Source organism: Priestia sp. ST2, assembly GCF_055810735.1.
In genome coordinates this window covers 689286-713628 of the sequence record NZ_JBVVNT010000004.1, presented here as the reverse complement: position 1 = coordinate 713628, position 24343 = coordinate 689286, and the positions used below count along the sequence as shown (strand labels likewise).

The 24343-nt window shown below is 37.1% G+C and carries 28 protein-coding genes, 1 rRNA gene and 2 other RNA genes; 22 read left to right on the top strand and 9 right to left on the bottom strand.

Features of this window, described 5'->3' with window-relative positions; all coding sequences use genetic code 11:
* Positions 1-47 precede the first annotated feature (47 nt).
* A complete protein-coding gene (locus tag AC0KUU_RS21240; RefSeq protein ID WP_043981007.1) occupies positions 48-533 on the top strand; it encodes a tetratricopeptide repeat protein in 486 nt (161 codons plus the stop codon).
* Between the two features lie 265 nt (positions 534-798).
* Here the strand turns inward: AC0KUU_RS21240 and AC0KUU_RS21235 are convergent, their stop codons facing one another.
* The gene (locus AC0KUU_RS21235) at positions 799-993 is read right to left on the bottom strand and encodes a hypothetical protein (protein WP_043981009.1); all 195 of its coding nucleotides are present in this window, start codon (positions 991-993) and stop codon (positions 799-801) included.
* A gap of 510 nt (positions 994-1503) precedes the next feature.
* Between AC0KUU_RS21235 and AC0KUU_RS21230 the strand changes: the two genes are divergently transcribed.
* Together AC0KUU_RS21230 and AC0KUU_RS21225 are read left to right on the top strand one after the other, a co-directional pair.
* Positions 1504-1731 carry a hypothetical protein gene (locus tag AC0KUU_RS21230; protein WP_165574833.1) on the top strand — a complete coding sequence of 76 codons (228 nt, stop codon included), beginning with the start codon at positions 1504-1506 and terminating at the stop codon, positions 1729-1731.
* Between the two features lie 236 nt (positions 1732-1967).
* On the top strand, positions 1968-2816 hold the full coding sequence (locus AC0KUU_RS21225) for a sialate O-acetylesterase (RefSeq protein WP_322552331.1): 849 nt from the start codon (positions 1968-1970) through the stop codon (positions 2814-2816).
* Between the two features lie 367 nt (positions 2817-3183).
* Here AC0KUU_RS21225 and AC0KUU_RS21220 read toward each other — a convergent pair whose 3' ends face one another.
* The gene (locus tag AC0KUU_RS21220; protein ID WP_043981015.1) at positions 3184-3567 is read right to left on the bottom strand and encodes a MerR family transcriptional regulator; all 384 of its coding nucleotides are present in this window, start codon (positions 3565-3567) and stop codon (positions 3184-3186) included.
* A gap of 108 nt (positions 3568-3675) precedes the next feature.
* On the opposite strand from AC0KUU_RS21220, the gene AC0KUU_RS21215 reads away from it, so the two are divergent.
* Positions 3676-4065 (top strand): carboxymuconolactone decarboxylase family protein, encoded by a 390-nt coding sequence (locus AC0KUU_RS21215; RefSeq protein ID WP_060745107.1) that lies wholly within the window; start codon positions 3676-3678, stop codon positions 4063-4065.
* Positions 4066-4331: 266 nt separating this feature from the next.
* Here AC0KUU_RS21215 and AC0KUU_RS21210 read toward each other — a convergent pair whose 3' ends face one another.
* Positions 4332-4991, bottom strand: a complete 660-nt coding sequence (locus AC0KUU_RS21210) for a Crp/Fnr family transcriptional regulator (RefSeq protein ID WP_322552330.1) — start codon at positions 4989-4991, stop codon at positions 4332-4334.
* A 96-nt stretch (positions 4992-5087) separates the two neighbouring features.
* Positions 5088-5717: a Crp/Fnr family transcriptional regulator gene (locus AC0KUU_RS21205; RefSeq protein WP_080781669.1), complete on the bottom strand. Its 630-nt coding sequence runs from the start codon at positions 5715-5717 to the stop codon at positions 5088-5090.
* 375 nt (positions 5718-6092) lie between these two features.
* Between AC0KUU_RS21205 and AC0KUU_RS21200 the strand changes: the two genes are divergently transcribed.
* The 12 genes from AC0KUU_RS21200 to AC0KUU_RS21145 all read left to right on the top strand — a co-directional run bounded on the left by AC0KUU_RS21200 (position 6093) and on the right by AC0KUU_RS21145 (position 16227).
* Positions 6093-7571, top strand: a complete 1479-nt coding sequence (locus AC0KUU_RS21200; RefSeq protein ID WP_043981024.1) for a 4-hydroxyphenylacetate 3-hydroxylase family protein — start codon at positions 6093-6095, stop codon at positions 7569-7571.
* A gap of 87 nt (positions 7572-7658) precedes the next feature.
* Positions 7659-8204, top strand: coding sequence for an FAD synthetase family protein (locus AC0KUU_RS21195; protein ID WP_016765058.1), 546 nt, complete (start codon positions 7659-7661; stop codon positions 8202-8204).
* A gap of 55 nt (positions 8205-8259) precedes the next feature.
* On the top strand, positions 8260-8817 hold the full coding sequence (locus tag AC0KUU_RS21190) for an NADPH-dependent FMN reductase (protein WP_016765057.1): 558 nt from the start codon (positions 8260-8262) through the stop codon (positions 8815-8817).
* A gap of 89 nt (positions 8818-8906) precedes the next feature.
* On the top strand, positions 8907-9455 hold the full coding sequence (locus AC0KUU_RS21185; RefSeq protein ID WP_043981027.1) for a 3-hydroxyanthranilate 3,4-dioxygenase: 549 nt from the start codon (positions 8907-8909) through the stop codon (positions 9453-9455).
* Positions 9440-10483, top strand: coding sequence for an amidohydrolase family protein (locus AC0KUU_RS21180; RefSeq protein ID WP_473453027.1), 1044 nt, complete (start codon positions 9440-9442; stop codon positions 10481-10483). The genes AC0KUU_RS21185 and AC0KUU_RS21180 overlap by 16 nt, the downstream gene beginning before the upstream one ends.
* Positions 10455-10928 (top strand): RidA family protein, encoded by a 474-nt coding sequence (locus AC0KUU_RS21175; RefSeq protein ID WP_016765055.1) that lies wholly within the window; start codon positions 10455-10457, stop codon positions 10926-10928. Before AC0KUU_RS21180 ends, AC0KUU_RS21175 begins: the two co-directional genes overlap by 29 nt.
* Positions 10925-12394: an aldehyde dehydrogenase gene (locus tag AC0KUU_RS21170; RefSeq protein ID WP_322552328.1), complete on the top strand. Its 1470-nt coding sequence runs from the start codon at positions 10925-10927 to the stop codon at positions 12392-12394. Before AC0KUU_RS21175 ends, AC0KUU_RS21170 begins: the two co-directional genes overlap by 4 nt.
* 24 nt (positions 12395-12418) lie before the next feature.
* Positions 12419-13198: a 2-keto-4-pentenoate hydratase gene (locus tag AC0KUU_RS21165; RefSeq protein ID WP_322552327.1), complete on the top strand. Its 780-nt coding sequence runs from the start codon at positions 12419-12421 to the stop codon at positions 13196-13198.
* Positions 13199-13221: 23 nt separating this feature from the next.
* The gene (locus AC0KUU_RS21160; protein WP_043981035.1) at positions 13222-14139 is read left to right on the top strand and encodes an acetaldehyde dehydrogenase (acetylating); all 918 of its coding nucleotides are present in this window, start codon (positions 13222-13224) and stop codon (positions 14137-14139) included.
* Positions 14129-15154: a 4-hydroxy-2-oxovalerate aldolase gene (dmpG, locus tag AC0KUU_RS21155; protein ID WP_043981038.1), complete on the top strand. Its 1026-nt coding sequence runs from the start codon at positions 14129-14131 to the stop codon at positions 15152-15154. Before AC0KUU_RS21160 ends, dmpG begins: the two co-directional genes overlap by 11 nt.
* A 2-nt stretch (positions 15155-15156) precedes the next feature.
* On the top strand, positions 15157-15945 hold the full coding sequence (locus tag AC0KUU_RS21150; RefSeq protein WP_322552477.1) for a 2-keto-4-pentenoate hydratase: 789 nt from the start codon (positions 15157-15159) through the stop codon (positions 15943-15945).
* 78 nt (positions 15946-16023) lie between these two features.
* Positions 16024-16227 (top strand): 4-oxalocrotonate tautomerase, encoded by a 204-nt coding sequence (locus AC0KUU_RS21145; protein WP_016765049.1) that lies wholly within the window; start codon positions 16024-16026, stop codon positions 16225-16227.
* 117 nt (positions 16228-16344) lie between these two features.
* Here the strand turns inward: AC0KUU_RS21145 and kynB are convergent, their stop codons facing one another.
* The 4 genes from kynB to kynU all read right to left on the bottom strand — a co-directional run bounded on the left by kynB (position 16345) and on the right by kynU (position 20742).
* Complete coding sequence (gene kynB / locus AC0KUU_RS21140) at positions 16345-16971, bottom strand: arylformamidase (protein WP_322552326.1); 627 nt, start codon at positions 16969-16971, stop codon at positions 16345-16347.
* 31 nt (positions 16972-17002) lie between these two features.
* Entirely contained in the window at positions 17003-17857 is an 855-nt protein-coding gene (gene kynA / locus AC0KUU_RS21135) for a tryptophan 2,3-dioxygenase (RefSeq protein WP_013058270.1), read from the bottom strand.
* Positions 17858-17896: 39 nt separating this feature from the next.
* Positions 17897-19339 (bottom strand): amino acid permease, encoded by a 1443-nt coding sequence (locus tag AC0KUU_RS21130; protein WP_043981043.1) that lies wholly within the window; start codon positions 19337-19339, stop codon positions 17897-17899.
* A gap of 116 nt (positions 19340-19455) precedes the next feature.
* Positions 19456-20742 (bottom strand): kynureninase, encoded by a 1287-nt coding sequence (kynU, locus tag AC0KUU_RS21125; protein ID WP_043981045.1) that lies wholly within the window; start codon positions 20740-20742, stop codon positions 19456-19458.
* A 189-nt stretch (positions 20743-20931) separates the two neighbouring features.
* Here kynU and AC0KUU_RS21120 point away from each other — a divergent pair, with 189 nt between their 5' ends.
* Positions 20932-21546 (top strand): TetR/AcrR family transcriptional regulator, encoded by a 615-nt coding sequence (locus AC0KUU_RS21120; RefSeq protein WP_013058267.1) that lies wholly within the window; start codon positions 20932-20934, stop codon positions 21544-21546.
* A gap of 264 nt (positions 21547-21810) precedes the next feature.
* Here AC0KUU_RS21120 and AC0KUU_RS21115 read toward each other — a convergent pair whose 3' ends face one another.
* Positions 21811-21966: a hypothetical protein gene (locus tag AC0KUU_RS21115; protein ID WP_013058266.1), complete on the bottom strand. Its 156-nt coding sequence runs from the start codon at positions 21964-21966 to the stop codon at positions 21811-21813.
* Between the two features lie 356 nt (positions 21967-22322).
* On the opposite strand from AC0KUU_RS21115, the gene AC0KUU_RS21110 reads away from it, so the two are divergent.
* From AC0KUU_RS21110 to rrf, 5 genes are all read left to right on the top strand, one after another.
* Positions 22323-22583 carry a hypothetical protein gene (locus tag AC0KUU_RS21110; RefSeq protein ID WP_043981048.1) on the top strand — a complete coding sequence of 87 codons (261 nt, stop codon included), beginning with the start codon at positions 22323-22325 and terminating at the stop codon, positions 22581-22583.
* A gap of 531 nt (positions 22584-23114) precedes the next feature.
* The gene (locus AC0KUU_RS21105; RefSeq protein ID WP_043981050.1) at positions 23115-23294 is read left to right on the top strand and encodes a small acid-soluble spore protein H; all 180 of its coding nucleotides are present in this window, start codon (positions 23115-23117) and stop codon (positions 23292-23294) included.
* Between the two features lie 329 nt (positions 23295-23623).
* Positions 23624-23812, top strand: a non-coding RNA gene (ssrS, locus tag AC0KUU_RS21100) — 6S RNA.
* 13 nt (positions 23813-23825) lie between these two features.
* Positions 23826-24090: signal recognition particle sRNA large type (gene ffs, locus AC0KUU_RS21095), an RNA gene on the top strand.
* A gap of 52 nt (positions 24091-24142) precedes the next feature.
* Positions 24143-24258, top strand: a 5S ribosomal RNA gene (gene rrf / locus AC0KUU_RS21090).
* The last annotated feature ends 85 nt before the right edge of the window (positions 24259-24343 follow it).

Genomic DNA, 24343 nt, shown 5'->3' with positions numbered 1-24343 from the left:
TTAAGAGATAAAAAAGTAGTGGGAAAAAGAAGGGTTGGAGATTTAAGTTGAATCACAAACTAGATAAAGCATTAGCGTTACGAAAGGATGGAAATCACAAAGAATCTAACGAGTTGCTAAGTGAATTAGTTAAGGAATTTCCAGACGATGCTTTATATAACTATCAATGTGCTTGGAGCTTCGACATATTAGGGGAAGAAGAAAAGGCAGTGCCCTTTTACGAAAATGCCATAAAGATAGGGTTACCTTCTAAGGATATGGAAGGTGCAATATTGGGATTGGGCAGCACATATAGAGCCTTGGGGGAATATAAAAAGTCAAAAGATATATTTTTAAAAGGAATGGAATTATTCCCAGATAATCATGTAATTAAAGTGTTTTATTCCATGACCTTGTACAATTTAAAAGAACATAGTCAAGCGATGGAACTGTTATTGAAGTGCTTACTAAATACGACAAATGACAATGAAATACTAAGTTATAAAAAAGCCTTACATTTTTATTCAGATAAACTGGATCAGACTTGGAAGTAGCTTGTAAAATTCACTGAATATAAGTTCGTTTTCTGAAACGAGGAGAGGACTTTTTTTGTAACAATACTGGCAGGCTTCCTGCGATAAAATGACTTTTTTAAATGATAGAGTGTGAAGAAGTACATTTAAACTATAGGAGGCGTTTGTTGAATAAGAGAGTCCTTACATATTATATATGTCTAATATGTAAGGAACCTTATTAGAAATAGATTTGAAATATGAGATCTTTGCTTTAGATCTTGCGCTTCTTTCTTTGTTGAAGCACTTATGTTTGTACCACTCTATCTCTATCCTTACTAAACTCTTCTTCAATTAGCTTATCCATGAGAAAATGATAAAAAACGTGATAATTTGTTTTAGTTAGTTTGTCCAGTTCCTGGTGAGTGATAATATTATGTTGGATGAGTAAACCTATAGCAGCTGATATACAATTTACTTTTAAATCTTCTTCCCCTAACATATAAATCACCTTCCCTTAGTTACTAAGTAACCCATTCTATATAATAGGCATACTTAAGACACGGACTTATATAAGCTCTTTTCTCAATATTGCTCTCGTGCTGATAGAAAATGATAATAAAATGTTCTTAACACTTTTTAATGCATACTGTTATTTTTATATACTGCGCTTTCTTTTCCTGCAAAAAAAACTAAACGATTTAAAATTTCCCTTATTATGGAATGTTACATTTATTTTTAACAGTTAGGGAAGCTTTTGAACACTCAGTATGTATCTGAATGCCAATACCAAGAACTTATGAACGCCATCCAAGGAAAGTGAATAATGGAATTTATTTTAATTGGTTTCTATTATTTATCTTATGTAAATGCGAAATAAATGTGGTTTTCCTGTAAGTAAAAAAGGCAATTTTAACTATGTCATAAACTTCCCTGTAGATAATTATTAAATTATATAGGGAAATTTACATCTCAATAAAATACTGTTATTACAAGTTAGTGAGGTAGAAGTATGAAAGAAACCAATAGTAAGAATTTAAAATCTGAAATTATAAAAAAGCATGAGGTATTATTTGCAAAGAGACTAGAACTTGAGAGTGAAGCAAGCCGGTTGATGTTAGAAATTAATTTATTAGATGCACAGAATACTCTTGATAAAGTAAATCAGTTAAACCAAAAGATAGATGATATAACCTCTGAAATGGATTATTTGAAACAAGCCCTTGAAGCGATCAATTAAGCTATATATCAAAGTGTAACTAATTCTATAAGTATGACCACGAGCAAATTAGAAAAAAGTGATCAACATGGAAGAGAAAGAACCGTAAGAAATAAATCTTACTAAAGTGTATGAATACGCTGAATCTCGAGATAAAATCTTATCAAGACCTAAATCATAAAAAAGCTAATTAAATTATATTGATAAACTTACTTAGTCTACTTAGACTATTGTAAACAAAGAAAGAAGGCGTTTCTATGAAATCTATATTGTTAATTGGACAATCAAATATGGCAGGCAGAGGATTTATTGAGGATGTACCGCCGATTTATAATGAGCATATACATATGTTGAGAAACGGTAGATGGCAAACGATGGCAGAACCACTTAATTTTGATCGTCACATATCTGGTGTTGGACCGGCAGCCTCTTTTGCTCAAGCTTGGACAGAGGATCATCCTGGCGGGTCCATTGGGTTAATACCATGTGCTGAGGGAGGAAGCTCAATTGATGAGTGGACAATTGACGGACTATTAACAAGACACGCGATTTCTGAAGCAAAATTCGCAATGGAAACAAGTGAGTTAGTGGGAATTCTGTGGCATCAAGGAGAAAGCGACAGTTACGGAGAACGTTATAAGACGTATGAAGATAAATTGCTTTCGTTATTTAAACATTTGAGAGAAGAATTGAATGCACCAGATATCCCGATTATTATCGGTGAGTTGGGGCATTACCTTGGAGATGTCGGATTTGGAAAAAGCGCTGTAGAATATAAACAAATAAACCAGATATTATCTAAAGTTGCCCACACTGAAAAAAATTGTTATTTTGTAACATCAAAAGGCTTAACAGCAAATCCAGATGGCATTCATATTGATGCCGTCTCTCAAAGAAAGTTTGGATTAAGATACTATGAGGCTTTTTCAAAACAAAAGCATGTTTTAGATGTTTTGGACGTTGAGCATGAATGGATTGAAAAGGAAGCAAAGCGTGAACTAACTAAAAATGAACGTATATTTGTTGAAAGTATGAAGTTTGCCTTGGGACAATTAAGTTTTGAGGAGTTTTCTATTAATATCTCTACTATTAATGAAAGTAAGTAAAGCAAAATTAATCCCATTTTATGAGGAGAGATCAATTGATTCCACTTTTAATCTTAGGTTTGTTAAAAGAAAACCCGGTTCATATGGATATGAACTTTTGGCAATTATGAATGAGTGGAGTTAGTATAGATTTGTTAATTATTAAAACTAAAAAAAGGAGAATCCTTTAAACAGGAACTCCAAAAAGCTGGTATTCAAGACACGCAAATTTTTCAAATGCAACTAGCGGAGAAGTTGCAGACAGAGTTTTAGGTGGGAATATTTCAAATCTGCTACATATATAAATTCAGCGTTTTTTGTTTAATGTTATATTAGGTACTATAAAAAAGACCTTGACAGGTGTGTTTCAAGGTCTTTTTTATAGTTGTTAAAATTGTTGGTTTTCCACTGTCTCTAATTTTTTATAGTGCGCAATTTTTTCTTCAATTCTCTCCGAATTTAACTCTAGTTCCTCTATCTTGCCTAAGACATCTTTATAATGTTCCTCTAACAATTCCTTTCTTGCCGTAATAGTAGAATCTCCTTGCTGTCGCAAATCAGAAAACTGCTTCATTTTAAGCATAGGCATTCCTGTAACACGTAAACGAATTAAAAACTGAATCCAAGCTAGATCAAAGTCTGTATATTGCCGATATCCGGTTTGGTCTCTTTGCACATTTTTTATTAATCCAATTTTTTCGTAATAACGCAAAGTATGTGTTGAAAGACCGGTCATACTTGCTACTTGTTGAATACTGAATAAATTTTCCATATTAATTATTATAACATGACAAATAAAATGCTTGCTTTAGAGCGCGCTCTAAAGCGTAATATCTAACTTGTAAATAAAATAACTCAGTTGTAAGGAGAGATTCAGTTGATGAATGAACGTTACGAAAATGGTTGGAAAACGTTAATGGAAGTAGATGGAGAGGTTGGGAAACGAGTAATTGAATCATTAAAAGACATTGCTCCTGACATTGGGAAATATGTCATTGAATTTGCCTTTGGAGATATTTATACGAGAGAAGGACTTAACCTACAGCAAAAACAACTAGTTACAATAAGCTCGCTCACGACACAAGGAGGGTGTGAATCACAATTAAATGTTCATATTAATGCTGCGCTTAATGTAGGTCTCACACCCCATGAAATAGTAGAAGCCATTACTCACTGTATTCCATACACTGGCTTTCCTAGAGTGTTAAATGCCATTTTTATTGCTAAACAAGTTTTTACAGAAAGAGAATTAACCGTAACTTTGAAATAAAGGCATATGGATATATGGCAAGGCGATTTTAATTGAACTTTTAAACAGAGGTACGTCTTGATTAGGATAAAATACAATAAATCGTAGTAGTACCCTGAAAAACATGATTTGTGATATAAGGTTAACCTTAGAATAAATAGACTCCTCTTTTAGTGAAAGAAGCTACCGCAAGGTAACTTCTTTTTTTATTTAATTATATTTTCACTTACGCTGTATTTTTCTCCATACCTTCTATGTGCGAAACAGTATCATAAGTATATTTATAATCACATTAAGGGCAGCATTAGCATATCTAAATCGCCTATATTTTTGCTGTTTTGATCTCTTATTTCTTTAAGTTTACTGATGTTTTTAATATAGATATTTTGATTAGACAGCTCAATCAATTTTTCTTTACTCCATTTTTGAATGATTTTATTCACCGTAATGCGGGAAGTCCCAACGTAGCGGGCAAAGGATGTTTGGTTAAAGGGAAATTCCTCATTTTCTTTTACGAGCTTTAATAAATAATGAGCCATCTGTTGCTCAACGGGGAGATTAAGAAACGTAATAATTTCTGCTAGTAATCTAAACTTATAGAGAAGAGAATTTGTAAAGAGAATGACTGCTTTCGGTTCCTCCTCGTATATTTTTAACGTTGTTTCATTAGTAAAATAATATAAAACGGATGGAGCTGTGGTTACGGCCGTTGTTAAATAAGGCTCTTTATTAATACCGTTTTCCCCTAATAACATCCCTTCAGGAACATAGTTAACCGTACGTTCTGCTCCCTTCTCAGTTAAGAGAGTAATCTTTACGCTGCCTTTATCTAAATAATAAAATCCTTTACCAACTTCTCCTTGATAATAGATTGTGGTGTTTTCTTCTAATTTTATCATCTGTCCATACTTTAAAAAGGGACGCCATATGTATCGAAGGTTTACCATTTAATCACCTTTCTATAAACGTGTATTTTAAACGTACAGAAACATTTACTGCATCGAGCATTATTCCTTACTTTGATAACGTGACCAAAGCGTTTATCACTGAAAGAGATAGTTTTTTAACAGATCCGGGTTCTTAATTAGAAATCTTTTATTTTTACTATCTATTAGTTTTTTCTCTTTCCATTTTTTTAACGTTTTATAAACCGTAATCCTTGTTAAACCGGTACACGTTGCTAAGTCCTTTTGTGTTAAAGGAATTTCATAGTTTTTAAAGTCATGATAGATGTTTAAAAGCACAGCGGCGATTTGCTGCTCAGTAGTTAACGTATGTAAATTAATTTGTTCAGCTAAGATATGCATTTTTTGAATAATACTCTTTGTAATAAGGTTTAGTATAGGCGGGTGAATAGTTATAAGCTTTTTAAAATCGTCATAACTAAAATAATATAGTACGGAATCTTTTACCGTAGTTGCAGTAGTGAAATGAGCTTGTTGGTCCATTGCTTGGACTCCCAACAATTGACCTGGCAATACAATGTTTAACACGCGTTCTTTCCCTAATGGGGTAGAGGTATGGACTTTAATTAATCCACTGTCCAAGTAATAAAATCCTTCTCCTATGTCTCCTTGTTCATATACCACATTTTTTTGTTTCATATATTGCCTTTTTCCGTACATTAAGTAGTTTTTGAAATTATTTTCATGATTGAAGAGAATAGCCATGATACTCACTCCTTAACCAAAATATAAGATACGCTTAAAAAATTGAAAAGACAATTGTAAGATCAAGTAACACACTATAGGGTAGGGCATTTTATTTACGTTGCTATAAAAAACAAAATAAGTAAGCGCTTACAATAATGTGCGCTTTATTTGCTCTCTTTTTTAATAAGCCAATATTTTTATAAAAACGTTACGCTCTCTACAATATCTTAAAGCGAAAAATGCGTAAATGCAATAATATAAATTTCTTATTTGAGCTGCTCCGTCTATTCCAAAAATAAAAAACTCCAAAAAAATGTTAACGAGACTACACCCCTGAAAAAAATCAAATACTATAATTCAATTAATTACTATTAAACCTTAAGGGGATGAACAAATATGGGGATTCGTACAGGTGCTCAATATATTGATGCATTAAAATCACGCCAGCCAGAAATTTGGTTAGGGGGCAGAAAAATTACAAATGTATTTGAAGAAAAGGTGTTTCAACAGCCTATTTTAGAAATTGCGAAGTTGTACGATATGCAGCATGACCCGGCTTACCAAGAGAAAATTACTCATATTTGCGAAGAAACAGGTGAGAGAATATCAAATGCCTTCTTAATTCCTAAAAGTTACGAAGACTTAGTAGCTCGCCGAGAGGTGTTTGAAGCATTTGCAAAAGCTACCTTTGGACTGATGGGAAGAACACCGGATTTCTTAAATGTGGTAGTCACTTCTTTATTTCATAATGCTAGTTTCCTAGATCATTACAATGAACAATGGGGCAAAAATATAAGAGATTATTACCGTTATATTCGTGATAATGACTTGTTTTTAACTCATGCTATTATCAACCCGCAGAATGACCGAAGCAAAGCCTCGCATGAACAGCAAGATCTCTTTACTCATTTAGGTGCTGTCAAAGAAACGCCGGATGGACTTGTTGTAAAAGGAGCTAAAATGCTAGCTACACTTTCACCTATTACCGATGAAGTGATTGTCTATTCGTTCCCAGGGTTTAAACCTGGCGATGAACGTTATGCACTTGCTTTTGCGCTGCCGATTGATACACCGGGACTTCGAATTCTTTGTCGAGAAGCTATGCAAGACGGAACAAGATCAGTGTTTGATCATCCGCTAGCCTCTCGATTTGAAGAGATGGATGCAGTCTTGATTTTTAACGATGTGCTGATTCCTTGGAACCGAGTGTTTTTATATAACAATATTGAAGCTGCCAATCTTCTGTATCCTAAAACAGGAATTGCCCAGCAACCGGCACATCAATCTGGCGTAAGAGGATTAGTTAAACTTCAATTTGCAACGGAAGTAGCTTGTAAAGTAGCGGATGCAATTGGTGTAGACGGATATCTAAACGTTCAAGAGAGCTTAGGGGAGTTGATACAGTCAGTAGAATCCATTAGGGCTTTGCTTCGAACATCAGAGTATGAGTATACGATTAATGAAAAAGGAGAAGCTCTTCCAAACGAAACGGCTTTAGAAACAATTCGTGGATTGCTTCCTAAAATGTACCCTCGTGCTATTGAAGTCATGCAAACAATTGGTGCAGGCGGCTTGCTTATGTCTCCTACAGGAGCAGATTTTGAAAATCTTGAATTAAGAGAGGATTTAAATCGTTATTATGGAGGCCGAGAAGGAGTGCCTGCTGTAGACCGTGTTCACTTATTTAAATTAGCGTGGGATTTATGTGGAGAAGCATTTGGCCAAAGGTTACTTCAATACGAGAGATACTATACAGGAGATCCAATCCGTAAAAGAGCTATTTTCTACAATAGCTACAAGCGCAGCCATTCATTTGCCATGGTAGATGCTGCTTTAAATACAGAAGTTAAAAAGAAAGAAGTAACAAACAGCTGATACCCATACTCCTTTTATCTAAAAATGAACTTTGTTAATAGATACAGAGTCTAGGTTCATGACGTTCTTAATAAGGGAGGTGTAAAGATGCAGCGGTATGAGGATGGAATACTAACTTTACCAGCATCAGTAATAGCTATAGGTGCATTTGATGGCGTGCATCAAGGACATCAAGCAGTGATTAAGCAAGCTGTAACTCGAAGCAAAGCTTTAAAGGTACCTAGCGTTGTTTATACATTTGATCCTCCTCCTCGCTTTCATTTTCAACAAGATCAAGTGTTAACGCCTATTGATCAAAAGGTACATCTAATAGCAGAGTTAGGAGTAGACTACGCAGTTATTATCCATTTTGATGAATTATACGCTAAGCGGCCATCAATTGATTTTATCAGTAACTTAAAAAAGCTTAATCCATCGGAGATCATCGTAGGCAACGATTTTCGTTTCGGCCGAAATAGAGAAGGAGATATTAAGCTGCTGGCAAAGCACTTTCTAGTAGATATCATCCCGCCTGTCTGTTGTGCAGAAGGAACAAGAATTTCTTCTACTAGAATTCGCCAGCTAATCCAGCAAGGCGCAATTGACCAATCAAATGATTTATTAGGCTGGTCTTTGCAAAAGGAATATGTATAAAAAAATGAGTGTTTGAAGATAAGTATGGAACTTTTTTAAAAGGAGGAAAGTGAAAATGAAATTACTAGGCATATCAGGCACGATTATAGGTTCTAAAACAGGCGCTGTTGTTCAACAAGTATTAGAAGAAGCTAAATTGCAGCATCCAGATATCGAAATTGAATTTTTAGATTTACGAGATTATACTGTCCAATTTTGTGATGGCCGCGATCCCTCTGCTTATTCAGAAGATACTAAAAAAGTCATTGAAATTATTTCTAGCGCTGATTTTTATGTAATTGGTTCACCTATCTTCCAAGGATCAATCACGGGTGCTCTTAAGAATGTATTTGATTTAATACATCCTCGGGTTTTCCGAAATAAAGTAATGGGGTTCATCGCCACAGGCGGTACTTATCAGCATTATTTAGTCATTGAAAATCAGTTAAAGCCTATTGCGGGTTACTTTCGTGCTTTTGTGGCACCGAGTTATGTATACGCTCATACGACTCACTTTAACCAAAAGAATGAGGTAGCCGATCCGGAAGTGTTAGGTCGCATTAAGAATTTAGCAAATGAAGTCGTCTACATGCAGAAGAAACTAAAAGTAAGCGAGCTGGAAATCCTTACTTAATCACATTTTAAGATTTTAATATTTTCAAGTGTAATCAAACTAACTTTTATTTTTTGAAAATTAAAATTTATTAAAAGGAGATTATCTCAATGACAAATACTATTCAATCATCTAAACCATTAAATCTTTGGAAGTTTATCGAAGATCATAAAGATCAGTTAAAACCACCTGTAAACAATAAAGTGATATGGAAAGATTCAGAATTGATGTTTATGGTCTTGGGGGGACCCAATAAACGCCGTGATTTCCACGTAGATCCTTCCGAAGAGATCTTTTATCAATTAAAAGGTGATTGCTATGTTGAAATCATTAATGAAGAAGGCAAGCGCGAAGTTGTAACGGTGAAAGAAGGAGAAGTGTATTTACTTCCTCCAAACGTTCCGCATTCTCCACATCGTGTAGCGGATACAATCGGTATTGTTATCGAGCGAAACAGAAGTGAAGGGGAGTTAGAAGACTTTGTATGGTTCTGTGATGAATGTGATGCCGAGATGCATCGCGTGAAAGTTCAGCTAACCAATATTGAAGTTCAAGTAAAAGAAGCCATTCAGGAGTTCAACAGCAGCTTAGAATTACGCACATGTAAAAAGTGTAATCATGTTATGGCACCGGAAGCGAGTGAATGGAAATGCGAATAGATTTTCACACACATATCATTCCGGAAAGTTTCCCTGATTTTGCTCAAAAATATGGCGGTGAGCGCTGGCCCGTGCTAGAACGTACATGTACATGCGGAGCATCGATTATGGTCGGAGGGAAAAACTTCAGAGACGTAACGGACCAAGTATGGAGCCCTGAAAAACGTATAGCTGACATGGATAAAGAAGGAGTAGATATTCAAGTGTTATCTCCTATCCCTGTTACGTTCTCTTATTGGGCTCAGCCCGAACATGCATTAGAAATGGCTAAAATCCAAAATGATTTTATTGCAGAAACAGTTGCTAAGTACCCTGATCGCTTTGTTGGGTTAGGGACGGTTCCTATGCAAGACGGACCTACGGCTTGTAAAGAAATGGAACGGTGCATGAATGAATTAAAACTGCATGGAATTGAAATTGGGACAAACGTCAATGGTCAAAATTTAGACCATCCGTCTTTCATTGAGTTTTTTCAAATGGCTGAAAGGTGGGAAGTGCCCATTTTCATTCACCCGTGGGAAACGTTAGGCCGTGATCGAATGCCAAACCATAACTTTATGTATACCGTAGGAATGCCAAGTGAAACAGCACTAGCGGCTGCAACGCTTCTATGGAGCGGCATTATGGAGAAATTCCCTAAATTAAAAGTCTGTTTTGCACATGGAGGAGGATCTTTCCCTTATATTCTTCCTAGATTAGATAAAGGGTGGGAAGTGTGGCCGCACCTTAGACTGACAACACATCCTCCTAGTTACTATGCAAAGCAATTTTATTTTGATTCGTTAAACTACGATCCACTGAATATAAAGTACATGATTGAACGGTTTGGACATGAAAAAATCTTTATGGGATCGGATTATCCATTTTTACTGCGTGAAGTTGTTCCGGGAAAAGTTCTGGATGAAACGCTGGATTTAACTGAACAACAAAGATTAGATATGTTAGGTGGAAATGCTGCGAAGTTTTTAAACATCGGGCAAGAGAAAAGGAGTGACATTTATGCCAACAGTACAAACACCAGAGAATAGATTACAAGAACTTGGCTTAACGCTGTCAAAGGTTCGTCCTTCAGTAGGAAACTACGTCAGCTGTGTACGAACAGGTAATTTATTGTTTACTGCTGGCCAAGGGGTAGATCAATATCACGGCAAGTTAGGCAAGGATTTAACAATTGAAGAGGGATATAAGGCGGCTCAGCAATCCGTGCTGAATGTATTGAGTGCGGTAAGTTACGAGTTAGACGGGTTAAGCAAAGTGAAGCGTGTCGTTAAAATTCTTGGTTTTGTAAATAGTACAGAGGACTTTACGGACCAGCCTAAAGTAATGGATGGCGCTTCAGACTTGCTCGTAAAAGTATTTGGGGATAAAGGGAAACACGGCCGTTCAGCTGTAGGAATGGCTCAGCTCCCGAATAACACAGCTGTAGAAATTGAAATGGTTTTAGAGATTGAGGATGAGGAGGATATCCGATGAGTAAAGAGGCAGTTATTGAAAAAATGACGGTAAAAGATGCAAAGCTTTTTATTAATGGAGAATACGTAGACGCTCTATCCGGTCAAACCTTTGATACCTTTAATCCAGCAACGAATGAGAAATTAGCTTCTGTAGCTAATGGCGGCACAGAAGATGCAAAGCGCGCTATTGACGCAGCTCAGCGTGCATTTGAAAGCGGTATTTGGAGCAAGATGCCTGTTGAAGAGCGCTCTGCCATCCTTTGTAAAATGGCTGACTTAATTATGGAAAAAGTAGATGAACTAGCTTATTTAGAAACGCTAGATGTAGGAAAACCTATTAAAGAAAGTCGAGAGTTTGATATTCCACGAGCAGCTCAAAACTTCCGTTTCTTTGCTGAAATGGCTAAATATATGGTGCATGAGCATTACGAAAAGCATAATGTCATGTCCTATGCCAAGTATTCACCAGCGGGAGTTACAAGCCTCATTATCCCTTGGAATCTACCATTTATGCAGATGACATGGAAAGCTTCAGCTGCTTTGGCATCTGGCAATACAGTGGTTATTAAGCCCGCTTCTTATACACCGTTAAGTGCAATAATGCTTGGAGAAATTGCTAATGAAGCTGGATTGCCTCCTGGTGTATTGAATATTATTACAGGTCCAGGGAATACGGTAGGGACTACTATGTCTACTCACCCGTCCGTTCGCCGTATTTCATTTGTAGGGGAAAGTAATACAGGAAAAACGGTCATGCGAAATGCAGCAGAAAACCTGATTCCTGTTTCGCTAGAGCTTGGAGGCAAATCAGCCAATATTGTATTTGAAGATGCGGATTTGGATGAAGCAGTAAAAGGATCTATCGAAGCAATCTATCGAAATCAAGGAGAGATATGCTTAGCAGGTTCTCGTTTACTTGTACAAGAAAGCATTTATAAGCAGTTTCTTGAAAAGTTCACAGTAGCGGTAAGAAATATTAAAGTAGGCGATCCTCTGAGTGAAGAGACAAACATGGGAGCACTTGTATCACAAAGTCACTTAGAAACGGTCGATGAATATGTCCGAATTGGTTTGGCGGAAGGAGCTAAGCTGGCATGCGGAGGAAAAAGAGTAGAAGGTTTAGAAACAGGGAATTTTTATGAGCCGACTGTTCTTTACGACGTAGATAACAAAATGCGTGTAGCTCAAGAAGAAATTTTTGGACCTGTACTTGTTGTTATTCCATTTAAAACAGAAGAGGAAGCAATTCAAATTGCCAATGATTCTATTTATGGATTAGCAGGGGTTGTCTGGACAAATGATTTACGAAGAGCACAACGTGTTGCTTCTGGAATTACTGCTGGATTGCTTTGGATCAACTGCTGGTATATTCGTGATTTAAGAACGCCGTTTGGCGGAGCAAAAGCAAGTGGAATTGGTCGTGAAGGCGGCCGACACAGCTTTGAATTTTATACAGAAGCCAAAACAATTACAATGAAACTTTAACTCTATAAAAGAGGTGATTAACGGATGCGTACACTTATTAGTGAGCTTGCAGAAGAACTTTTAGAAGCAGAAAAGACGAATCAGCCAATTTCTCCTATTACAGAACGACATGCTGCTTTATCAGTAGCTGATTCTTACCATATTCAATTAGAGATTGTAAAAAGAAAGCTGGAAGAAGGAAAAAAGATTATTGGTAAAAAAGTTGGTCTAACCAGTAAAGCCATGCAAGATATGTTAGGCGTTAGTGAGCCTGATTATGGACACTTATTTGATGATATGAAAGTAACGGATAATGAAATAATCAACATTCATTCAATGGTGGCTCCAAAAATTGAAGCGGAAATTGGGTTTATTCTAGAAGAAGATTTAAAAGGGCCTAACGTTACCTATTTGGATGTCTTAATGGCAACGAAATACGTGGTGCCGACCATCGAAGTCATTGATAGTCGCATTGCCGGTTGGAAAATCAAATTAGTCGATACGGTTGCAGACAATGGCTCTTCTGCCAAAGTAGTGGTAGGGAATAAATATTCCACAATTGAGCAAGCCGATTTACGTACGACTAGTATGATTCTCTATAAAAACAAGGAGCTTGTCGCAACAGGAGCTGGGGCAGCTGCCCTTGGGCATCCGGCACATGCGGTTGCATGGCTGGCAAATAAGCTATCTGATTTCGATATTTGTTTAAAAGCCGGCGAATTAATCTTACCAGGGGCTCTATCTGCAGCAGTACCAGTTGCGAGCGGGGATGCAGTAAAAGCAGAATTCGGTTCTCTTGGTTCAGTATCCGTACGTTTTGAATAATACCGGAAAGAAGGTGAAGAGTAGTGGAAAAAGTGAAAGCCGCAATTATTGGCTCAGGAAATATTGGGACCGATTTGATGTATAAGCTTCAGCGCAGCGAATTTATCGAGTTAACAGCTGTTCTTGGAATTGATCCGGATTCAGATGGTCTAAAAAGAGCGAGAGAAGCAGGGTATCAAACATACAGCAATGGAATAAAAGCCCTTGCTGAAAATCCAGACCTGGCGGAAATTGTGTTTGATGCTACATCGGCTAAGGCTCACGTTAGACATGCAAAGATTTTAAAAGACTTAGGAAAAATGGTCATCGACTTAACTCCCGCTGCCAAAGGACCTTTTGTGTGTCCTCCAGTTAATCTTGGAGAAAATCTTGAATCAGAAAATGTAAACATGATTACGTGCGGCGGCCAAGCGACGATTCCTATCATTTATGCAATCAACCAAGTTGCAGATGTAACATATGGAGAAATTGTAGCGACTATTTCTAGCCTAAGCGCTGGACCAGGAACACGAGCAAATATTGATGAGTTTACTGTTACCACAAGAAAAGCTATTGAAAAAGTAGGGGGTGCAGACTGCGGAAAAGCTATTATTCTCTTAAATCCGGCTGATCCACCTATTTTAATGCGCGATACAATTTATTGTAAAGTAAAAAATATGAATAAGGAAGCTATTCAAAAGGCTATCAAAGATATGGTCAAAAAAGTACAAGAATATGTACCAGGCTATAATTTAAAGCAAGAACCATTATTTGATAGTAATCAAGTAACAGTCTTTTTAGAAGTAACTGGAGCCGGAGATTATTTTCCTTCTTATGCCGGTAACTTAGATATTATGACGGCTGCTGCAGCGAAGGTTGCGGAAGATTATGCCCGCTATAAACTCGAAGAGAGCTTATATGGAGGAATAAAGAAAGAGAGGGCTATGACGAATGAAACGTAACAGTGATAAGCCTATTAAGATTACAGAGGTCAGCCTCAGAGATGGAAGTCACGTAGTCAAACACCAATTCACAGAAGCCCAAGTAAAAAGTGTCACGAGAGCGCTGGACGATGCAGGGATGCACTATATAGAGGTTAGTCATGGAGACGGGTTAGGAGGCTCGACTCTGCAATACGGAAAGTCTCTCGTTGACGAAATGAAATTAATTGAGGCTGCGGTAGAAGAAGCGAAACAAGCCACCGTTGCGGTTCTTTTAATTCCGGGAATTGGAACGGTACATGAGCTGAAGCAAGCAAATAGCCTTGGGGCAGGCTTAGTCCGAGTAGCTACACATGTGACGGAAGCAGATGTTTCTGCTCAGCACATTGAATATGCTCGGAAACTAGGGATGGAAACCTTCGGTTTTCTAATGATGGCCCATTCAGCACCCGTAGAAAAGCTTGTGGAGCAAGCAAAGCTAATGGAAAGCTATGGAGCACAAGGAGTTTACATAACTGATTCTGCAGGAGCTCTTTTGCCTCATGAAGTTCGTGAACGTGTTAGAGCACTTCGTCAATCCCTTCAAGTTGAAGTAGGTTTTCACGCTCATAATAATCTTTCGTTAGCTGTTGCAAATACGCTTGCTGCTATTGAAGAAGGCGCTACTAGAATAGACGGAAGCGTTCGCTGTTTAGGAGCCGGAGCAGGTAACACTCAAACTGAAGCATTGATAGCCGTATTAAACCGTTTAGGAATAGATGTAGGTATTGATTTGTATAAAATAATGGATCTGGCTGAAGAAGTAGTAGGACCTATCCTGCCAGGCTCTCAAGAGATTCGAAAAGGCAGCCTCGCAATGGGTTATGCAGGCGTGTATTCCAGTTTCTTACTTCATGCAGAGCGTGCTGCAAAGCGTTTTAATTTGGATTCACGTGATATTTTACTTGAACTTGGTAAAAGAAAAGCAGTCGGCGGTCAAGAAGATATGATTCTAGACGTGGCTGCTGAGTTAGCTCAAAGAAAGGTGGAAATGTGATGATGTCTTTAACGAAAAGCGGAAATTTAGAAATCGTTGACTATCTTTTATCTGCAGAAAGAGAAGGGTATGAAGTAACAAGAGTGACGGAACGCTACCCTGATTTGACAATTGATGACGCTTACAGCTTGCAAAGACAATTGATCCAACGAAAAGTACAAGATGGTGTAAAACGAGTAGGTGTAAAGCTTGGTTTAACAAGTAAAGCTAAGCAGGAAATGATGGGGGTACATGAAGCGATTTATGGATACTTAACAAGCGAAATGCTGGGATTTGAATGGGAACCTATAGCATTTAATCAGCTGATCCACCCAAAAGCTGAGCCAGAAATTGCTTTTTTAATGGGGGAAGACCTCTGTGGAACCAACTTAACTGAAGAAGATGTTTTAAAAGCAGTAAAATATGTTGCACCAGCTCTTGAAATTATCGACAGCCGTTACTTGGATTTTAAATTTACTCTTCCTGATGTAGTAGCTGATAACTGTTCGTCTTCACGTTTTATTGTAGGGAGCAATTGGATAAAGCCTGACCAAGTGAATCTAGCTAATATCGGAATGGTAATGTCTAAAAACGGAGAGGTTGCTACGGTAGGGGCGGGTGCTGCCGTATTAGGACACCCTGCTAAAGCTGTCGCCTGGGCGGTTAATAAACTAGGTGAACATAAAGAAGGGTTGAAAAAAGGGGATATCGTATTAACTGGAGCGGTATCTGAAGCAATTTCTTTTAGATCAGGTGATAGTATCCAGGCACAGTTCGCTGATTTAGGCAGCGTATCATTCAGCTGCAGCTAACTAGAATTTTTTAATAATTATTTCATCTGAACATAAAGACACTTTGTTGTATAGAAAACTTTAAGGGAAGTCGATAGTATGCCGATTGTACAAGTTCACCTTTTGGAAGGAAGAGAAGAAAAAGACATTAAAAACATGTTAGTAGAAGTAACCGAAGCAATTTCTAACAGCCTTGACGTTGAAAAGGAGAGAGTAAGGATCATTGTCAACGAGGTTCCATCTTCGCACTGGGGAATTGCAGGAGTATCAAGGAAAGAAATAGATATGAATAAGAAGAAATAAGTTGAAAAAATTTGATTAGCTATAATAAAAGAGCGGTATATAAATATACCGCTCTTTTTTGTATACATCGGAAATTATCTAAGGAAAAAGAATCGCTCTTTTAATAGTCGCTTTAAGTTAGTCGATTTTTTTCAGCAGCGCGCGCACAGGACTTCCATCAGCTTCAACTAAAGGAAGAGGAGCTGCGATTAGTTCATAGTCTCCTGAAGGGATTTTATCTAGTAAAACACCTTCTAAAATGTGAATTTTATGGTATGCAAGTTCATGGTGAGCCGCTAGTTCTTTACTATCGAGTGGATCTACTGAAGGCAGATCAATGCCTAGCAGGCGAATGCCAAGCTTAGCTAAGTAAGAAGCTAAGCTTGGTTCAATGTAAGGAATGGTTTTCGGGAAAACACTTCGGTCTTGCCACGCATCTGTTCGAATCAATAAGCGTGTAACACCTTTTAAATTAACATTTGACAATTCATTTATTCCAAAGCTTTTATTAGCTGGGATATGGACAACTTTTGTACGTCCAATATATAAATCTAAGTCCAAATCTATAACCTTTTTTCCGTTATCATCGAAATGAAAAGGTGCATCGATATGAGTGCCGGTATGGATACTCATTGTTATTTTTCCAACATTTACAGAACCGGTCTCTTCTTTACTCCAATTCACTTCATAAGAAAAGGGAGTATCACCAGGCCATCCTGCTGTTTTTTTGTCTAGAGGCTGTGAAATATCAATCCATTTGCTCATTCTTACTACCTCTCTATCTTTTATAAAATATTTATAGCTTCGTTCGCAGGCTCCATAGTTCTGGGAAGAAGTGCTGATCCAGAGCTCTCTTTAAGTAATTCACTCCAGAAGATCCGCCTGTACCTTGTTTGTTTCCAATAATTCTTTCTACTGTACTCATATGACTAAATCGCCACATTTGCTGTTGATTTCCGATATCAACTAATTTTTCTGCTAACTCGTATAAGTCCCAATACTGATCAACGTTACGGTATACGGTAAGCCATGCATCCTCTACGCTGGCATTCGGTTCGTAAGGCTGTGAACAATCTCTTTGTAAAACTTCTTGATCTACCGGCAATCCGCGTTTCATAAGGGCATGAATAGCAGCATCATAGATACTAGGCTCATGAAGAGCCGTTTGCATTTTTTGATATAAATCCGCGTCATGCTGGTAAACAGAGAGTGTATGGACATTTTTATTTCCTAAAGCAAATTCTATCAGGCGATTTTGATAAGATTGAAATCCAGAAGATTGACCTAATTTATCTCTAAATTCCATGTATTCTGCCGGTGTTAGCGTAGAGAGAACACTCCAAGATTGAATTAGCTGCTGCTGAATTCTTGAAACGCGTGATAGCATTTTAAATGAAGGTTCCAGGTTATTAGCACGGATGCACTGAATAGCAGCTGTTACCTCATGTAGAATTAGTTTCATCCATAGTTCACTAGCTTGATGGATGACAATAAACAGCATTTCATCATGGTGATTAGAAAGTCTATGCTGACTAGATAATATTTTATCAAGGTGCAGGTAGTCTCCATATGACATAGCTTTCTGAAAGTCGGTTTGAAGTTCTTTCTCTAGTTCAACTGCATTGGGTGCTTTGTTATTTGTCGTTTTCATTTTGTATCCCCCTTGTTTTTATGTAAAATAACTTGAACGTTAACGTAATTCCTCTAATTCTTCTTTTAAGCTGCTATTAGCCATATCTTCTGCAAAGTGATGGTTACCTTTTCTTTTCTTAGAGATAAAATAAGCAATGGATAAGAATGCTAACCAAGGAATTCCAAACTGAAGCATAATTTTAAAATCTGTAAACCAAGTGGTAATCATTAAACCTAGTAATAAGATGGCTCCTAAAATCGTAAAATAGGGGAAGCCAAGCATTCTTACCGGTAATTTTCTTCCGCCAGATTTCTCCCATTTTTTCCGGAAGTAGAGGTGAGAAACAAATATCATAAGCCATGTGAACATAGCTCCGAACATTGAAATACCCATCATAAAGGCATATGAAGAGCTTGGGAGCAGTCCATTAACTGCTGCCGCAAGAAAAATGCCCAGGGTTGATACAGCAAGGGCCCATAGCGGTACACCTTTTTTGCTTAGTCTCCCTAAAAAAGCTGGTGCATGTTTACTTTGAGAGAGGGAGAACATCATACGTGTGGAAGCATATAACTGACTGTTCATAGCTGATAAAGCAGCCGTTAAAATAATAAAATTCATAATTCCAGAGGCAGCCGGGATATTCAGAATTTCCATTACTTTCACAAATGGACTTTTATCAACTTGAGCTGACTTCCATGGAACAATCATTAACATGATGCCTATAGTCAAAACGTAAAAAGTAGTTAAACGAAACACAGTTGCTTTTAAAGCCTTCGGAACGGCTATATCAGGCTCTTTTGCTTCTCCAGCTGTAACTGCAATCATTTCGGTTCCTAAGAAACTAAAGAGGGAAATAAAGACAGCTACCCACATTCCCCACCACCCGAAAGGAAGGAATCCACCGTCATTTACAAAATTACCTGTACCCATATTAGGACGTGTATCTGTTCCAAACAGAACATAGGACCCTAAAAGAATAAAGCCCACAATTGCACTAATTTTTATCATAGAAAACCAATACTCAAAAGTAGCAAACGTATTAACACTAGTTGCGTTTACATAGATTAGTATAGTAGCAAACACTAAAATCCAGACAATACCCGGAACGCTTGGAAACCAGTACTTCATATACACGGCTATTGCACTTACTTCTACTCCAACGGCGAGGACGTTGGCTATCCAATATGAATAGCGAACCAAAAAGCCTGCCAGGGGATGTACATATTTTTCGGAAATTGTTCCAAACGATCCGGAAGTAGGGTGGGCCACCGTCATTTCTGCCAAACACCCCATTAAAAGTAATACAACAAAAGCTCCTAAAGCATAACTAACCAATACACTAGGTCCAGCTGTTTGAATCGCAAGTCCACTGCCTAAGAACAGTCCAGTTCCAATTGCACAGCCCATCGAAATCATTGTCAATTGACTTGTTTTTAGATTTCGTTTTAATCCCTTTTCTGCGTCATCTTTGTTTGGCAATTGAGTATTGTGGGTTTTCATATTTCATCTCCCTCATAGTTTCAAAATAATGGTTTGGCTGCATATCTACGTAAAATAGCTCCCTTAAGATTTAGAAAGCGCTTACTTTTCTTGTTAAAAAACAAGTAGTTTAGCTTTTACGCCACTACTTCACGTTCATTTTTAAATTTTTCATATTCTTTATCGTTCATAATTTTCTTCAAAGTTTGTACTACTTCCCAGACTTCTGTATAAGAAGTGTAAAGAGCAACAGGAGCAAGGCGAATAATATTCGGAGCGCGGAAATCTGGAATGATACCATTCTCTTTTAATGCTTTACAAATGCGCGCTGCTTCCTTATGTTCAAGACTTACGTGCCCTCCGCGCTTTTTATCTTCTCTAGGGCTTCCAAGGGTAAAATTGAAGTCACTAAGCTCTTTTTCTAATAAATACATTAAATAATGATTGATTTTAAGAGATTTAGCTCGAATATTATCTATACCAGCCTCAGTGAAAATTTCTAGCGATCCAATTAAAGGAGCAAGACTTAAAACATGGGGTGTTCCAATTTGATAAGCACCGGCTGAATCAGCAGGTGTTAATGTGTGCTCCATATCAAACTGCTTTTCTTTTTTTGAACTAAACCAGCCTGCTAAACCAGGTGCTGTTCCAAAATGTTTTTTATTTACATATAAACCGCCTACACAGCCAGGTCCACCGTTTAAGTGCTTATAGTTACACCAATATGCAAAGTCAACATCCCATTTACTAAAGGAGTGAGGAATTGCACCAATAGAGTGGCAGCCATCAAATCCAATCAAAATTCCACGCTTGTGTGCTTCAGCCGTCAATCGTTCCATATCTAATATTTGGCCGCTGCGATAGAGTACAGTCGGTAAGATAATTAAAGCAATTTCATCGGTCATAGCCTCAATAATGTCATCTTCTTCTAAAAAACGGCCATCGCGGCTTTTTACACATATAAGGTGAGTATCTGGATTGTATCCATGGGTTCGCAGCTGACTTTGAAGCGCATAAATATCAGATGGGAAGGTCAGTTCATCAGCTAAAATCTTTGTGCGCGTTCCTTTTGGATTGTAGAAAGTAGCTACAAGCTGATGAAGGTTAACTGTTGTCGAACCAGTTACAATGACTTCTTCGCTAGAAGCCCCAACTAACGGCGCACTCATTTCACCTAATTTTTCGGACAAGGAGAACCATGGGTGTTTCCCTTGAGTCCATCCATCAATTCCTTGTTCTTTCCAATCATTTAATACTTCTATAAGTCTGCGTTCAGCTCTTTTAGAAAGAAGCCCCAATGAGTTTCCATCCATATATATGGAATCAGGCTTTAAATAAAATTCGTCACGAAAACTTGAAAGGGAGTCTTCTTGATCCAACTGTTTGGCATACTCTAATGTGGGTTTAAAGGTATTTAATTGCATAATTTTCCTCCTCTGCATTACTTAATATGTATCCTAGAAGAATCGTAACAAAGAATATGACACAGTGTCAATAATATAATTTTGAAAATTTAAAAAATAATTTTTGTAATAAATTCTCTTTATTTCTTTTCGTTTTGTGAAAACTTCTATATCCTAGAGAGTAAAACGGATAGGGAGGAAGGAGCCTTAATGAATGAAAATAACATTGAAGATAAACGGCATTTACGTTCAATAAAGACTCGACAGAAATTATTAGAAGCTGCAAGAGAAGTATTTATACAAGAAGGTTTTCACAAAGCAACTATCACTCAAATAATAAAAAAGGCAAGGGTTGGGTATGGCACTGCATACGTTCATTTCGAAGGAAAAGAAGACTTTTTAGTTGTATTAATGGAGAATGTTATGGAGAAATTTTATGAAATTGCCGAGGCTGCATTTTTACCCGCCTCTGTAAATGAAGCAGAAGAAATGATTCATAAACAAACGAACGAGTTTTTAAAAATGGCTGAAGATGAACAAAAAATGCTGCAAGTGTTTGAGCAGGCTATTGGTATTTCTCCTCTCGTTTCAGAGAAATGGAAGAACATTCGGGAAAAGTTTATTCAACGAATTTCAGAAGACATTGCCTATGCGCAGCGCAATGGATTAGCCCGTAAAGATGTACATAACGAGCTAGTAGCAAGAGGATGGTTTTTCACCAATGAAATGTACCTTTGGGAAATTGTTCGTAATGAATATGAGCATCCTGTAGAACAAATTGCTAAGAATATCGCATCTATTTACATTAAAGGGCTCTATTTATAATTTTGGTGCGTAAATTGAATTTGTTTGAAACAAGTATATAATATTCCGTTAACACTCAACATTCTCTGCAAAAAAAAGACCGTTTTCCCATATACTCTCTCACGGGTATAGATAATAGTATAAATATAATAAAGCTCACTAAACGTTGAACGTTTAGTGAGCTTTTCCATTTACTCTATGGAAAAGTATTATTTAATTTGAAGAAACCTCCGTTCAAGTCATAAATTTGAACGGAGGTTTTTTATTATCCTCGAAAGGTTAAATTTATTTTTTATTTACTTGGCGTCCACTTTTTTTCTGGCTCTGGGAACTTGTGTTGCCAGTTTGAAATTCATTACCTAATTCAACATCATTTCTTTTATCTTGCTTCTCTACTTGCTCTCTTGTTTGATTCTTTTTCTGTATCCCTTGTTTTGACATTACTTATCTCATCTCGCTTTCATTTAGTATTGTTTTTAATATGTGCAACTATAAGAAAAAACATATAAATTAAATAAATAATTTGTTAGTTGCTTCTGAATCAAAACCCTATTTATCACCAAGCTAACTCCGGCATATAAACAACCGAGCACATCTTACATTACTACCTACACCTCACCTAATGCAGTAATTACTCTTTTTTAGTTTTAGGGTGGACGGACAAGCTTTATGGGATTAATTTGATTTTGGGATAGGTGAGAATAGTATCGTAAAAAGGACACATAATTAGTAAAACAATTACTGTTGTTTAATGTGTCAAGAGATGAAGATTTTACTCATTTTTGGAGGAAGTTGTAATGGAGAAAGATCAAACGTTGAAAAATGCGATGAATGAATGGGCACGTGTGACTGAGGATCCACAAATGTTAATGACTTATGAAGTAAACCAGGAATTCCAAGTAGATGAAACATTGACATTAAAAAAAGCTGAAAAGCAAGGGGGAAAAAGAGCTATTAAGAGAGTAGCATTAAGAATGCTGCAAAAAGGTATGGATAATCAAACAATATCTGAATTAACGGAGCTTACAGAAGAAGAGATTGAACAGATGCGTAAATAACGAATGTAAACCGAGGGCAGGAAGGAATAGATCCAAAACAACATTTTATTTTATTACAATAAAAAAAAGGCTACCCCAAAATAGGAAAGAGGTAGCTTGCTCTACTGAAGCAAAAAATTGAATACATTGGTTGAGTTAAAACAACTACATTATTTTAACATGTATAATATAAAATTTTTAGTAAAACGCTATCATTTCCAGTTTTATTACCTAATTTCCTCTGCTAAAATGGAATCATAGGGATGAAAAGAGAAGGGTAGATGAGGCATATGAGTACGAGTCTATTGCTAACTTTAGGGGTTATATTTTTGGCAACAATAGCTATAGCCATTTTAATTAAGATTCCAGAAGAAGATTAAACTGAATAATAAAATGAAAAGCTATCTCAAATTATGAATGAGATAGCTTTTTTACTGCTTAATGTCTCAGTTGAAAAATTAAAATTGATTTTATATAGAGGAATTAAATGCATAAAAATTAATTAAAAACAAATACTTTCACTGTCATAAATAAAAAGGAGGCTGGATAAAGATGGATGCACAAAGAGCACAAGAAATTGCCGATTCAGTGGACATGGCCAATGTCATACATAACGGGAAAAGCATTTACATTGAGCATGTAGACCAACAAAATGGGGTAGCTACAATTCATAACCTGGATGAACCAAATAATAAGCAAAGTGTTTCTATAACTGAACTAACAGAACAATAATTTACTCTTAGAATAAAAAAGCCGTTTTATGTAGGCTTTTTTATTTTTCTCCCATAGGATAAGAAGAAAAATAACCGCATCAGAAAAGTGTTGTCAGATCAAGGATGTATAAAAATCTAATCGTAATGAACTTCACTTTTAAGTGGAGGACTCAATATAATGAAACACGACTCCTTATAACTTCCACCTTTCAAAGGAATCCCTTCCCAACAACAGAAAATCAAGCAAATAAGAAAGCATTGAGAGTTAGGAGTTATTTTTTCGTTTATGTTGACTTCTACGAAATTTTATTGTAGGATAATCTATATCATCAATAAACACATTAAATACTTATCCTACGATGTACGTTATGCCCTATTTGTTTTGAACCGTACTGTTTATTTGGGATTCCTACATTTGTTGACTGATGCCATGCCTGTCTTTGACACAGGATCGCTGGAACGTTAATATGCGGAAACCCACCTGCGAGATCGCGGGTTCACAAAACAGATTGGGAGGACGACATAGGTGGGAATCCCTTAACTATACATACCGTGCTAGACGGGGAGATGGCGGTGCCCTGTAACCTGCAATCCGCCTTAGCAGGGTTTAATTCCTAACAGAGGTATGAGTCAGGTAAGGTCTGACTTGGACAAGTGGTGTTGACAACTAGGTCCTGCACAACAGAAACCTATGAACATGGTCAGGTCCGGAAGGAAGCAGCCATAAGTAGATTCTTCTGTGTGTTGCAGCACAGCCCGGTCGAGCTAACTGTACAAGTAACGCTTATTTGATCATGTCAATGACGGGTGCACGGTGTTTTTACTTAGCAATTTTTATTTAGTGTTAAGAAAACTATCTTTAATAGGTCTGGTGGCGATAGCAGAGAGGTCACACCCGTTCCCATATCGAACACGGAAGTTAAGTTCTCTAGCGCCAACGGTAGTGGGGACTTTGTCCTTGTGAGAGTAGGACGTTGTCAGGCAAAAAAACAGCCCATCATATCAATGATGGGCTGTTTTTTTGTATATTAATTTCGTTTAAATTGATTTCTACGAAATTAAATGTTA